13 protein-coding genes are annotated in these 12,554 nt (G+C 65.7%); 8 read left to right on the top strand and 5 right to left on the bottom strand.

What is annotated here, in order from left to right; genetic code table 11:
• The first annotated feature begins 42 nt into the window (after nt 1-42).
• The 3 genes from iolG to AC1RNN_RS12220 all read left to right on the top strand — a co-directional run bounded on the left by iolG (nt 43) and on the right by AC1RNN_RS12220 (nt 2,725).
• On the top strand, nt 43-1,038 hold the full coding sequence (gene iolG / locus AC1RNN_RS12230; protein ID WP_493089004.1) for an inositol 2-dehydrogenase: 996 nt from the start codon (nt 43-45) through the stop codon (nt 1,036-1,038).
• An 8-nt stretch (nt 1,039-1,046) separates the two neighbouring features.
• A complete protein-coding gene (locus tag AC1RNN_RS12225; RefSeq protein ID WP_493089006.1) occupies nt 1,047-2,075 on the top strand; it encodes a Gfo/Idh/MocA family oxidoreductase in 1,029 nt (342 codons plus the stop codon).
• Between the two features lie 74 nt (nt 2,076-2,149).
• The gene (locus AC1RNN_RS12220; RefSeq protein WP_493089008.1) at nt 2,150-2,725 is read left to right on the top strand and encodes a hypothetical protein; all 576 of its coding nucleotides are present in this window, start codon (nt 2,150-2,152) and stop codon (nt 2,723-2,725) included.
• A gap of 15 nt (nt 2,726-2,740) precedes the next feature.
• On the opposite strand, the gene AC1RNN_RS12215 is transcribed toward AC1RNN_RS12220, so the two are convergent.
• Nucleotides 2,741-5,884, bottom strand: coding sequence for an error-prone DNA polymerase (locus AC1RNN_RS12215; RefSeq protein ID WP_493089010.1), 3,144 nt, complete (start codon nt 5,882-5,884; stop codon nt 2,741-2,743).
• A gap of 103 nt (nt 5,885-5,987) precedes the next feature.
• On the opposite strand from AC1RNN_RS12215, the gene AC1RNN_RS12210 reads away from it, so the two are divergent.
• Complete coding sequence (locus AC1RNN_RS12210; RefSeq protein WP_493089012.1) at nt 5,988-6,557, top strand: YlcI/YnfO family protein; 570 nt, start codon at nt 5,988-5,990, stop codon at nt 6,555-6,557.
• Between the two features lie 10 nt (nt 6,558-6,567).
• On the opposite strand, the gene AC1RNN_RS12205 is transcribed toward AC1RNN_RS12210, so the two are convergent.
• Nucleotides 6,568-7,458 (bottom strand): hypothetical protein, encoded by an 891-nt coding sequence (locus AC1RNN_RS12205; RefSeq protein WP_493089013.1) that lies wholly within the window; start codon nt 7,456-7,458, stop codon nt 6,568-6,570.
• A gap of 150 nt (nt 7,459-7,608) precedes the next feature.
• Between AC1RNN_RS12205 and AC1RNN_RS12200 the strand changes: the two genes are divergently transcribed.
• Complete coding sequence (locus AC1RNN_RS12200; RefSeq protein WP_493089015.1) at nt 7,609-8,370, top strand: SDR family oxidoreductase; 762 nt, start codon at nt 7,609-7,611, stop codon at nt 8,368-8,370.
• Between the two features lie 6 nt (nt 8,371-8,376).
• Here AC1RNN_RS12200 and AC1RNN_RS12195 read toward each other — a convergent pair whose 3' ends face one another.
• Nucleotides 8,377-9,312, bottom strand: a complete 936-nt coding sequence (locus AC1RNN_RS12195; protein ID WP_493089016.1) for an EamA family transporter — start codon at nt 9,310-9,312, stop codon at nt 8,377-8,379.
• Between the two features lie 65 nt (nt 9,313-9,377).
• Between AC1RNN_RS12195 and AC1RNN_RS12190 the strand changes: the two genes are divergently transcribed.
• Entirely contained in the window at nt 9,378-9,845 is a 468-nt protein-coding gene (locus tag AC1RNN_RS12190; protein ID WP_493089018.1) for an Lrp/AsnC family transcriptional regulator, read from the top strand.
• Here the strand turns inward: AC1RNN_RS12190 and AC1RNN_RS12185 are convergent.
• Both AC1RNN_RS12185 and AC1RNN_RS12180 read right to left on the bottom strand, forming a co-directional pair.
• On the bottom strand, nt 9,842-10,948 hold the full coding sequence (locus AC1RNN_RS12185; RefSeq protein WP_493089019.1) for a patatin-like phospholipase family protein: 1,107 nt from the start codon (nt 10,946-10,948) through the stop codon (nt 9,842-9,844). The two genes, AC1RNN_RS12190 and AC1RNN_RS12185, sit on opposite strands and share 4 nt — an antisense overlap.
• A 62-nt stretch (nt 10,949-11,010) precedes the next feature.
• Entirely contained in the window at nt 11,011-11,499 is a 489-nt protein-coding gene (locus tag AC1RNN_RS12180; RefSeq protein ID WP_493089020.1) for an acyl-CoA thioesterase, read from the bottom strand.
• Nucleotides 11,500-11,556: 57 nt separating this feature from the next.
• Between AC1RNN_RS12180 and AC1RNN_RS12175 the strand changes: the two genes are divergently transcribed.
• Complete coding sequence (locus AC1RNN_RS12175; RefSeq protein ID WP_493089022.1) at nt 11,557-12,084, top strand: DUF1993 domain-containing protein; 528 nt, start codon at nt 11,557-11,559, stop codon at nt 12,082-12,084.
• Nucleotides 12,081-12,545: a hypothetical protein gene (locus AC1RNN_RS12170; protein WP_493089023.1), complete on the top strand. Its 465-nt coding sequence runs from the start codon at nt 12,081-12,083 to the stop codon at nt 12,543-12,545. Before AC1RNN_RS12175 ends, AC1RNN_RS12170 begins: the two co-directional genes overlap by 4 nt.
• Nucleotides 12,546-12,554 lie beyond the last annotated feature (9 nt).

The following is a 12,554-nucleotide window of genomic DNA, read 5'->3' as shown; positions in this document are numbered from 1 at the left end:
CGGACCTTCCGTCTTTTTCCCCACCCTCACTTTGACCATCCCATGAAAAAAGTTGCCCTCTTTGGTGCCGGCCGTATCGGTCGCATCCACGCCGCCAACCTCGCCGCCATGCCCGGCATTGAACTCACAGCGGTGAGTGACCCGATGGCCGCCAACGCGGCCTCGCTCGCCCAAGAACACGGCGCGCGCGTTGACAGCGTGGAGGCCATCTTTGCTGACACGTCGATTGACGCCGTCGTCATCGGCAGCCCCACCACGACGCACAGCGACCTGATCACCCGCGCCGCACAAGCGGGCAAACACATCTTTTGCGAAAAGCCCGTGGACCTGTCGGCCGAGCGTGCCCGCGCCTGCGCGGCCGTGGTGGCCCAGGCCGGCGTGGCCTGCATGATCGGCTTTCAGCGCCGCTTCGACCCCACCTTCAACGAGGCCAAGACGCGCCTGGACCGGGGCGACATCGGCAACCCCGAGATGCTGGTCATCACCAGCCGCGACCCGGGTGCCCCCCCCGTGGAATACATCCAGCAATCCGGTGGCATCTTCCGCGACATGCTGATCCACGACTTTGACGTGTTCCGCTGGATCTTGTGTGGCGATGGCGACCGCGCCGCCTGGCTAAGCGCCACCGGCTCCTGCCTGACCGACCCCGCCATCGGCAAAGCCGGCGACTTTGACTGTACCGCCGTCACCATCAAAACCGTCAAGGGCCGCCTGTGCCAGATCAACACCACGCGCCGCGCCGCCTATGGCTATGACCAGCGCTTTGAAGTCATTGGATCCAAAGGCATGCTGCAATGTGGCAACCACAAACCCAGCGAAGTGACCCAGGCTACGGCCCAGGGCACCTCGCAAGACAACCCCGAAGCCTTTTTCCTGCAGCGCTACGCCGCAGCCTACCGCCTGGAGATTGAACACTTCTTCACGCAGCTGCAAAACGGTGGCACGTTCCGCACCACGGTGCAGGACGGCGTGGACGCCCAAATCTTGGCCGACGCGGCCGCCGAGAGCGCAGCCAGCAACCGCATCATCACCTTCTGAGGCGCAGCATGACATCTCCTTTGCGCATTGGCATCGTGGGCTTGGGCCGCCTGGGCCAGCGCCACGCGCAAGCCCTGGCCTTCAGCACGCGCAACTGCGTGCTGACCGCCGCCTGCAGCCCGGTAGAATCCGAGCGTGCGTATGCCACCGAACAACTCGGCATTGCACAGGTCTACTCCCGCTACGAAGACCTGCTGGCCAGCCCCGACGTGGACGCCGTGGTGCTGGTGACTCCCACCTCCCTGCACGCCGACCAGACCATTGCCGCGCTGCAGGCCGGCAAGCATGTGTTCGTGGAAAAGCCCCTGGCGCTGAACGTGCCCGATTGCGAACGCGTAGTGGCAGAGGCCGCCAAGCACCCGGAGCTGGTGGCCATGGTGGGCTTTGTGCGCCGCTTTGACCCCAGCTACCGTGCGGCCCAGGCCAGCATTGAGGCGGGTGAGATCGGCCGCCCCTTCATCGTGCGATCGCAGACCTGCGACCAGAACGACCCCGACGGCTTCTTCGTGCGCTTTGCTCCCACCTCGGGCGGCATCTTCATGGACTGCAGCGTGCACGACATCGACCTGGCGCGCTGGATGCTGGGCCGCCCCAAGGCTCTGCGCGCTTACGCAACCGGCACCGTGGCCCTGCACCCCGGCCTGAGCGAGTTTGGCGATGTGGACAACGGCCTGGCCATCGTGGACTTTGAGGGCGGTGCCAAAGCAGTCTTCTACGCCTCGCGCACCATGGCCCATGGGCATGAGACCAGCACCGAAATCATCGGCACCGCCGGCAAGCTGCTGGTGGGAGAACACGCCGCGCGCGACCGTGTGGTGCGCAGTGACACCCAGGGCGTGCGCCATGCCGTGCTCAAGGACTTCTACGAACGCTTCGAGGCCGCCTTCGCTGCCGAGATGGCCGAGTTCGTCGCAGCCTGCCGGGGCGAGCGCGCCCTCACGCTCACCCTGTCTGACGCGCTGGAAGCCACGCGCATCGGACTGGCAGTCACCGAGTCGCTCAAGACCGGGCTGCCGGTCACCGTCGCCCAGGGCTGAGCATCTCCCCAGCGAATCCGGGGACTTGGCGCGCACCGTTTGGTGTGCGCCAAGTGCGGCGGGAGAATGCGGGCATGCTCCGCTGCCTGCTTCTCGCCCTGGGTCTGGCGCTGCCTTGGCAAGCCCATGCGCAGGCGCGCGACTCCAGCTGGGGCCTCTACGTCGGCAAATACCACGACGCCGAGCCTGCAGGCGCCCTGGCGGGCACTGCCAACTATTCCGAGCACTACATGCTGGCCCTCACGGGCAGCACCACGCTGTGGAAGTCCCAGGACTGGCCACTGGCGCTGGAACTGGATGGCATGATCGGCCAGCAGTGGGGCATGGCCAGCCTGACCGAGATCGCGGTGGCGCCCGCTATCCGCTGGAGCGGTTTTCCCTGGCGTGATGTGTTGCGCATCGATATTCGGCTGGCGCCGCTGGGTGTTTCCTACACCAGCGAAGTCGGACCCATGGAGCGTGGCGCCAACGGCGAGGGCTCGCGCACACTGAACTTCCTGTTCGTTGAAGCTGCCTTCTCCCGCCCGCAGACGCCGGACACCGAATTCTTTGTCCGCCTGCACCACCGCTGCGCCATCTACGACCTGATTAACAGTCATGGTGCCAATGGCGAAGACTTCCTGAGTTTTGGTCTGCGCTTCAAGTTCTAGCGCATTGGCCACGCCTCAGTGGAAATCCCGGCTGGTCGTGGCCAGGTCGCCCAGCAAGTGGGTCAGGTCTACCAGGCGCTTGGCCACCACATGGCGTACCTCGCCGCCACTCTCGTCATCGCGCTGCCAGATGCCGTAGACCGCCATGAGGCGGGCGCGGTAGACCACGTCGCGGAACTGCTCCTTGGCGTTGCGCCAGACAATCACATTCACGCTGCCGGTTTCATCCTCCAGCGTCACAAACACCACGCCCTTGGCCGTCTGCGGTTGCTGGCGCGCGGTGACGATGCCGCAAGCCCGTACCAGCCGGCCCGTGGGGTAGTTGCGCATCTGCGCCGCCGTCAGCAGCTTCTGTTTTGATAGCTGCTCGCGCAATAGCAGTAAGGGGTGCGAGCGCAAAGTGAGTCCCACGGCGGCGTAATCAAAGGTCACCTCCTCACCCTCCCCGGCCGGCAGCAGTTGCAGCTCGGCCTCCTCAATCGGCACGCCCTGCAGCAGCGCGGGCGCCGGCAGCAGCGCCGAGGCGTCCCACACCTGCTGGCGGCGGTGGCCGCTCAGTGGCGCCAGCGCGTCGGCGCTGGCCAGGGCCCGCAGGTCGGCCGTGTCGAGGCGGCAGCGCAGGGCCAGGTCTTGGGTGCTGGTGAAGGACACCGCCTGGCGCTGCGTGGTGATGCGATCGGCCACGACGCGCGTCAGGCCGCTGACCAGGCGCAGGCCCAGGCGTACCGCGTCGCCCTCCAGCGTGCAGTCCCAGTCGCTGCGCAGCACATCCACTGCGCGCACCTCCACCCCATGGCGCTGCGCGTCCTGCACCAGTTGCGCCGGGCCGTAAAAACCCAGCGGCTGGCTGTTGAGCAGGGCCGCCAGAAAGCAGGCCGGCTCGTGCCACTTGAGGTAGCTGCTGATATAGACCAGGATGGCAAAACTGGCTGCATGGCTCTCGGGAAAACCGTATTCGCCAAAGCCCTCCATCTGCTTGAAGATGGCCTCGGCAAAGTCCAGCGGGTAGCCGCGCTCCACCATGCCCCCCACCAGCCGGTCGTGGTACTGACTCACATTGCCGTTGCGCTTCCAGGCCGCCATGGAGCGGCGCAGCGCATCGGCCTCGCCCGGCGTGAAACCGGCGGCGAGCACGGCAATCTGCATCACCTGCTCCTGGAAAATCGGTATGCCGTGCGTGCGGCTCAGGGCTTCCTCCAGCGCGGGATAGGGCGACTTGTTCTCACCCGTATTGCGCGCCTTCAAGTAGGGGTGCACCATGCCGCCCTGAATCGGCCCCGGTCGCACGATGGCCACCTCCACCACCAGGTCGTAGTACTTGCGCGGTTTGAGCCGCGGCAACATGCTCATCTGCGCACGGCTCTCGATCTGGAACACACCCACCGTGTCGGCCGCGCAGATCATGTCGTAGGTCGCCTTGTCGTCGCGCGGAATGTCCTGCATGCGAAATGGGGTCGCCAGCCCGCGCCGCTGCGTCACCATCTCCAGGCAGCGTCGGATGGCGCTGAGCATGCCCAGGGCCAGCACGTCCACCTTCATCAGGCGCGCATCCTGCAAATCGTCCTTGTCCCACTGGATGATGGAGCGCTCTTTCATTGCCGCGTTCTCCACCGGCACCAGGCGCGTGAGCGGGCCCTGCGTCAGCACAAAGCCGCCCACGTGCTGGCTCAGGTGGCGAGGAAACTTTTGCAGCTCCATGCTCAGCGCCAGCCACAGCTGCAGCCGGCGTTCTGAAGTAATTTCGACCCCAGCCCCCGCGAAATCTGCGCCAACAGCTACTTTTTCCATAGCAGATGACAGTCGCTCCGCCAGCACGGCGCGGCTGTACATGCCCGGATGCTCCTTGGCCATGGCGGTGATCAGCGCCTCCGGAATCTCCAGCGCATGGCCCACGTCGCGCAGCGCACTGCGGGGGCGGTAGTGGATGACCGTGGCGGCAATGGCAGCCCTGCTGCGGCCGTACTTTTTATAGATGTACTGGATCACCTCTTCACGGCGCTGGTGCTCGAAGTCCACGTCGATGTCGGGCGGCTCGTTGCGCTCGCGGCTGATGAAGCGCTCGAACAGTAGCGAAGTCTCCAGCGGGTTGGCCTCGGTGATGTGCAGGCAGTAGCAGACCACCGAGTTGGCCGCCGAGCCGCGCCCCTGACAAAGGATGTGCACGCTGCGCGCATAACGCACGATGTCATGCACCGTGAGGAAATACATCTCGAAGCGCAGTTCCTCGATCAGCGCCAGTTCATCCTCCACACGCCGGCGGATGCTATCGGGCATACCCTGCGGCCAGCGCTCCCGCGCGCCCTCCTCCACGTAATGGCGTAGCGTCTGCACTGCCGTCTGGCCCGGAAGCACGGCTTCGAGCGGGTAGTGGTAGGCCAGCTCGTCCAGGCTGAAGCGGCAGCGCTGCGCCACGGTCAGCGTATTCGCCAGCCAGTCCGCCGGGAACAGCGCCGCCAATCGGGCCCGCGAACGCAGGTGCCCCTCGGCATTGGCCTGCAGCGCAAAACCACAGGCCGACACCGGCTGCCCCAGGCGCACAGCGGTCAGCACATCGTGCAGCGGCTTGCGCGAGCGCACATGCATGCACACCTGCCCCGTGGCCAGCACCGGCAGACCGCTCAAGGCCGCCAGCTGCTGCACGCGCAGGCGCTGCAGCGCATCCCCCGCCACCAGCCCTGCACTGGCTGCCAGCCAGACATGACGGCCAAATAGGCATCTAGCCCTCATGGATATTGCGCAAGCAGCTTCCATTTTGATAGCAGCCGAAAAGCTTAGCAGCACCTCACAATCCGCCAGCAGGGCCCAAGGCGAGCCAGCCCAGCTGCACTGGTACTGCCCCTTGCCGGCCGCCATGCGGGCCTGCGTGATGAACTCGCAAAGATTGCCCCAGCCCAACAGGCTGTGCGGCAGCGCCACCAGCCGGAAGTGGTTGCCATCGGCCAGCGCCACCGAAAACTCGGCGCCCGGCAGCAGCTGCAAACCCAGCGCCTTGGCTTTGGTGTGCGCCCGCACCACGCCAGCGACGGAGCATTCGTCGGTCATGGCCAACGCCCGGTAGCCCAAGGCATGGGCGCGCGTCACCAATTCGTCGGGCTGCGAAGCTCCGCGCTGGAAGCTGAAGGACGAGAGGCAGTACAGTTCGGCGTAATCTGGAAGCATCGCGGGGTGTTCCAGTGCATCAGGGAATGAATTTATAACAAATAACTGTATTTATATACAGCTTATTTCTGGTAAAACATTAACATTCACTTACACTTGCCGCATGCAACTGTCGTCCCTGCCTGCCATCCCCATCACCGCGGCCCTGCGCGCGGATATTGAGGCCCTGCTCGACAAGGAGGAGTCGCTCTCCGAATTTGTGCTGACCGCAGTGCTGGAGAGCCTGGAGCGTCGCCGCCAGGCCGCCGCCGTACGTGCCGAAGCCGCGAACCAGCAACAGGAGGCCTATAGCGGCACCCTGCGCGTGCTGGTGGTGGACGACGACGATTTCAGCCATACCGTGCTGCGCGAAATGCTCTTGAGCCTGGGCGTGGCCGAGGTTTACACCGCGCGCGACGGCAGCACCGGGGCCGATGTACTGAGCAGGATGCCCGCCCCGCCGGACTACCTGATCTGCGATCTGGTCATGCCCAACACCGACGGCATCGACTTTCTGGGCCACCTGGCCCGCGCCCACTACCGCGGCGGCATCATCCTGCTCAGCGGCGGCGACAGCCTCATGCTCTCCATCGCCGCTGAAGTAGCCGTCTCCGACGGCCTGCGCGTGCTGGGCTCCTTCGCCAAACCCCTGCAACGCCACGACCTGGCCGACATGATGGGCCTGGCGGCCTGAGCCAAGCGCCTCAGAGGTTAGGCAAAGGCACCCAGGGCGCCCCCTGCACACTGGAGAGCGGCAACAACTTGCTGCCACGCGGCACCAGCGCCGGTATCCGCTCACGCGGTGCATCCTCCCCGTCATCCGCATCCTCCGGAGCACGGCCCTTGCCCGGGTTCAATACCGGGGCCACGCATGCCGTGCGAATCTCACCCACTTGCACCGGCGTCAAGGCATCGCGCTTGCCAAAGGGCTGCCCATCCACCTGCAGGCGCTCCCCTTTGAGTACAGCCACCATGTCCAGTGCGGGCCGCGCCTGCTGGGTGTCGAAGCCCAGGCGCACCTTGCTGCCCGGCAAAGCCGCAGGCAGTTGGTACTGGGTCACCCGCAGCTGAGTCGGCCTGCCCCGCGCATCGACCTCCACTTGCCCGATGTAGAAATAGCGCGCCGTGGCAGTGGGCATGGCGGGCAAGGGGTAGCTCTCGGCCCAGCTCTCCCGCCCCTCCGCAAACAGGGGACGCAGTTGCACGGGCCAGGCAGCCGTGGCCGACACGGCAAACACCGGAGAGCGGGCCTCGCCCAGGGTGTAGCCGTGGAAGTCGAAGACCACCTCACTGCCCGGCCTGGGCTTGGCAAAGGCCGGAAACTGCGGCGCCGGCTTGCGCACTTCCTGCAGGCGAATACCGGCATCCTTGCCGGGCAAGGCCTTCCAGTGGCCGGCCACCAGCATGTCCAGCGCGCCGCCCATGAAACGGAAGCAGAAGGTATGGTCATCCAGCAGCATGATCTGGCTCACCGTATCCACGGAGCCGCTGGTGTAGCCACCAAGATAGGGCCGCTCTTCGGGCGTCAGCGCGTACGCGCTGCTACCCAGGGCCAGACACAGCGGCAGGACCAAGCGGCTGCGAAATGTCGTCATGGTGGTCTCCCTTGGGTCTCTGTGATGGGTCATCGGCCACTATAGGCCAAGCCCGGCGCCCCTGTCGCATGGGTTACGCAGAGCATGACAGCGCCAGCCGTGGCCTCCTAAGATGGCTTTTTTGAACGGTTGTTTGCTGAAGGACGAACCATGGACATGCGTTTTGACAACAAGGTGGTGCTGGTGACCGGCGGTGGTGGTGGCATTGGCCGCGCCAGCGCGCTGGCGTTTGCGCGCGCAGGCGCCAAGGTGGCGATTACCGACCGCGACGTGCCGGCCGGTGAAGAGACGGCAGCCCAGGTACGCGCGCTGGGCGCCGAAGCCCTGTTTGTAGCGGCCGACGTGGTGAACACCGCGCAGGTGCAGACCATGGTGGCGCAAGTGGTGGCGCATTTCGGACGGCTGGACTGCGCCTTCAACAACGCCGGCATCGAAGAGGAGCACATGCGCCTGGCCGACTGCGAAGAGGCCACGTTTGACCGCATCCTGGGCGTCAACGTGAAGGGCGTGTGGCTGTGCATGAAGTACCAGATCCAGCAAATGCTGGCCCAGGGCGGGGGCAGCATTGTCAACACGGCATCGGTGGCCGGCCTCATCGGTGCGCCCAAGATGTCAGCCTATGCGGCCAGCAAGCACGCCGTCGTCGGCCTCACCAAATCCGCTGCCGCCGAATACGGGCGCAAGGGCATCCGCGTCAACGCGGTCTGCCCAGGCGTGATCCGCACCGTGATGTTTGAACGTGCTGTGGCGGCCGATCCCAAGGTGGGTCCGGCGGTGGCCGGCATCCACCCGATTGGCCGCATCGGCGAGGCCGACGAGGTGGCCGCCGCCGTGCTGTGGCTCAGCTCGGACGCCGCCGGCTTTGTGACCGGCCTGGCCCACACGGTAGACGGTGGGATGACCTCGGTCTGACCCTCTTTAGACCCGGCTGGTCCTTCGGCGCAGCCAGGCAACGATGGCCGGGCCGTACATGATCATGGCCAATGCGCCACCAATCAGCGGCAGCGCCAGAAAGACCCAGCCCGTGAGCTGTTCCTTGCCGATGAGCACGCCCACCAGCAGGGCCACGGCCGGGTTCACGAAGGAGTAGCTGCCTGCCATGGCGGCCGTGGTGTTCTGCAACAGCCAGAGGTAGGCGTTGAGCGCCACCAGCGTGCCAAACACCAGCAGGTACCACCAGGCCAGCCAGGCCTGCGGCGTCACCTGGCTCAGCGCGCCTTGCGGCTCCACCACAAAAGCCACCACCACACCCATGAGACCGCCGGCCAGCCACTCGGTGGCCGAGGCCATGGCCGGGCCCGGCAGGTCCAGCTTGCGCGAGGCGTAGGAGCCCACGCTCCAACACAGCGGTGCGCCAAAGGCTGCCAGCGCACCCAGCCAGCTGGCCGAGAAGTCGCCCTCCATTGCCAGCAGCAGCGCGCCCAGCACGCCCAGCCCCAGGCCGGCCCAGCTGGTCAGCGGCACGCGCTCACCACCCAGCCGCGTCCACAGCGCCAGCCACATGGGCATGGTGGTCACCACCGTGGCCATGAGACCCGAGCCGATGCCGTGCTTCTGCGCGAACACCACCAGGTTCATCGCGCCAAAAGCCATGAGCCCGCCCACCACGGCGGCGTTGCGCCACTGGCGCCAGCTCGGCAGCTTCTCGCCACGCCACAGTGCCCAGGCCAACATCAGCACACCGGCCAGCGTGAAGCGCGTGGCATTCATCCACAGCGGTGGAAAGCTCTGCACCGCAATGCCGATAGCAAAGTAGGTCGTCCCCCAGACGATGTAGACCAGCCACAGCGCCACCATGAGCCGCCAGAAGGGCGAGAGCCGCCAGCCTTGCTGAATATTGAGTGCTGAATTCATGATTTGTCCGTAAAATTTACGGCACCAAGCGCCGCATGGCGTGATATTACTCAAAATAACGCTCAATGCAAGCAAATATTCAGATAGATTCCACGGACGCCAAAATTCTTACGGCGCTAGGAGAAGACGGCCGACGTTCTTACGCCGAGGTGGGGGCCGAAGTGGGCCTGTCCACCGCCGCCGTGCACGAGCGCGTGAAGAAGATGCTGGAGCGCGGCGTCATCCGCCGCTTCTCCATCAGCGTGGACCCGCTCACGGTGGACCTGAACTTCACCGCCTTTGTGGCCATTCGCAACGACGGTGGCGCCCACTGCCGCGACATCGCCGCCCACCTGCGCAAGGTGGAGGCGGTGCAGGAGCTGCACAGCGTTGCCGGCGAGTACGACCTGCTGGCCAAGGTGCGCACTGCGCATGCGCGCGACCTGGAAGCTGTGCTGCTGCAGATCAAGGCCATCCCCGGCGTGGCACGGACCACCAGCACCGTGGTGCTCAACACCGAGTTTGAAGACCAGCCGCTACGCTTGAACGATTAGGCCAGCCACTGTCGCATGTCTACGGTGGTGCGCTGCCCCACGGCAGCGCCATGCTGGGCCAACCAGCGTTGGCCGCGCTCCAGGCCTTGGGCGTGCAGCAGCGTGAGGAAGGATGACTGGGCCAGTAGCTTGGTCTCGCTGCGCTGCAGGCTGGGCAGCTGGCTGGAATCGATCATGTGAAAGCGCACCGCCTGTAGCCGCTGCTCCAGCAGGCCGACTTGCCCGCTCTGTGCTCCCTGCGCACTTTGCTGCACGCGGGCAAACATCTGCATCTCGCGCAGGAAGTGCGAGGTAAAGCCCAACTCCTCCATGCGCGCCTCGATCTCGTCCACCGTGTGCGGCACGCCGTTGTGCTCCAGCGGGGCCAGCAGCACCAGCAGGATGTCGCTGGCACCGCAGTCGTAGAACAGGGGGAACACCGCCGGGTTGGCTGCAAAGCCGCCGTCCCAGTAGGGCTGGCCGTCGATCTCCACCGTGTGGTGGATCTTGGGCAGGCAGGCCGAGGCCAGCAGCACGTCCACGGTCAGCTCCTGCTCGCGGAACAGGCGCAGCTTGCCGGTGTTGACCTGCGTGGCGCCGATGAACAGCTTGAAAGGGCTTTTCTTGCGCAGTTGCTCAAAGTCCACTTGGCGCTTGAGCAGGCTGCGCAGCGGGTTGATCGCCAGGGGATTGAGGTCGGTGGGGGAGAAGAAGCCCGCCCAGCTTGCGAGCATCTTGGTGGTGGGCAGCAGGCTGATGGCATCGCCATTGCCCGTGGTCAGCATGCCCCAAGGCAATTGCTGGCCCACGGTGGTCCAGAAGTCGGTCAGGGCCTGGCGCGCGCCCTCCCGGCCGCCCACCATCCAGCCCTGCGCCAGCAGCACGGCATTCATGGCGCCAGCGCTGCTGCCGCTGATCCCTTCAAACTGCATGCGCGGGTCCTGCAGCAGCGCGTCCAGAACGCCCCAGGTAAAGGCACCATGCGCACCGCCGCCTTGCAGGGCGAGGTTGAGTTTTGGAGGGCTGGTGTCTTTGGGCGCCGCACGGCCGCGCCACAGGCGTTTGAACAGGCTCACCCCGCTGGACACGGAGGGCGAGAGACGACGCGGAGGGGGCTGTTTCACAGGCAGTCCTTCTGGAAGGGTGGCAACGACACCACGGCTGCGAACCAGTATAGGGTTTTTACCTAGACCGTACCGCCCTGGCGGGTCTGGCGGAATTTGTGTTCCAGCTCCTGGCGCAACTGCTTGCGCATCTGCGCGGCCTCAAAACGACGCTTCTCGTCATCGGTCTCGGGCTGCAGCGGCGGCACGGGTGCCGCCTTGCCGTGGTCGTCCACCGCCACCATGGTGAAGAAGCAGCTGTTCACATGGCGCACTTCCTGAGAGCGGATGTTTTCAGCAATCACCTTGATGCCGATCTCCATGGACGACTTGCCCGTGTAGTTGACGCTGGCCAGAAAGGTGACCAGCTCGCCCACATGGATGGCCTGCAGGAACAGCACCCGGTCCACACTGAGCGTGACCACGTAGCGCGAGGCATAGCGACTGGCGCAGGCGTAGGCCACCTGGTCGAGCAACTTGAGGATGGCGCCGCCGTGGACATTGCCGGAGAAGTTGGCCATGTCGGGCGACATCAGCACGGTCATGCTGAGTTGGTGGGTGGGCAGGTTCATGGGGCGAAGTGTAAGAGTTTCACCAATCCACAGCACCAAGCCCGCTATATTGGGCGCATGCATGTCCCCCTGTTCGACGCCAGCGTTCCCGTGTTCCGCCGCTACTTGGTGCAGTTGCAGGGCCTGTTGCACAAGGGCGCGCAGCATATGCCAGAAGCCGGGCACGCCGCCCTGCTGCAGGCCCGGCTCGCGCCCGGGATGCTGCCGCTGGCCGTGCAAGTGGAAGTGGCGGTGAACTTTGTGTTCCGCGCCTGCGCGCCGCTGGCGGGCCAGCCCGTGCCGCTGCATGGCGAACACCGCGCCAGCTTTGCCACGCTGCAGGCGCGCGTGACCCAAGGCCTGGCCTATCTGGACACGCTCACCCCGACCGACTTTGCGCAGGCCGCGCAGCGCCAGATCAGCGACCCCGCAGGCAACACCACTGTCACGCTGGACGGCGCCACCTTTCTGCAGCAGTACGCGCTGCCCAACTTCTTCTTCCACCTCGGCATGGTCTACGCCATCCTGCGCCAGCAGGGCGTGCCTCTGGGCAAGGCGGACTGGGACGGCTGGCATGTGTACCCACCCGCCGGGCCGCCTGCATGAACCGGCCCGGGTATCTGCTGCTGGCAAGCGCGGCCTTGGGGGCCGGTGCGGCGCTGGCAGAGGCACCGCAACCCGGCGCGCTCTGGGGTAATCTGGGTGGCTTCTCCAGCCATGCGAACCGGGACAAGGACTACAACGAGAACAACGTCGGCCTGGGCCTGGAATACCAGCTGCAGCCCGACGTGGCGCTGATGGCCGGCACCTTCAACAACAGCGTGCGCCAGACCACCAACTATGCGGCCGTGAACTGGCTGCCCCTGTCGCTGGGCAGCTGGAAGCTGGGTCTGGTGGCCGGGGTGATGAACGGCTACCCCGGCATCGAGAACGGCGGCGCCTTTCTGGCCGCGCTGCCCATGGCCAGCTACGAGGGCGCGCGCTTTGGCGTGAACCTGGGGCTGATCCCCACGGTGGACCGGGTGGACGGGGCGCTGGTGGTGCAGCTCAAGTTCAGGCTGCGCTAGAGGCAGCGT

The organism is Rhodoferax sp. GW822-FHT02D07 (genome assembly GCF_058802405.1).
This window is presented reverse-complemented; position numbering and strand designations above follow the sequence as displayed.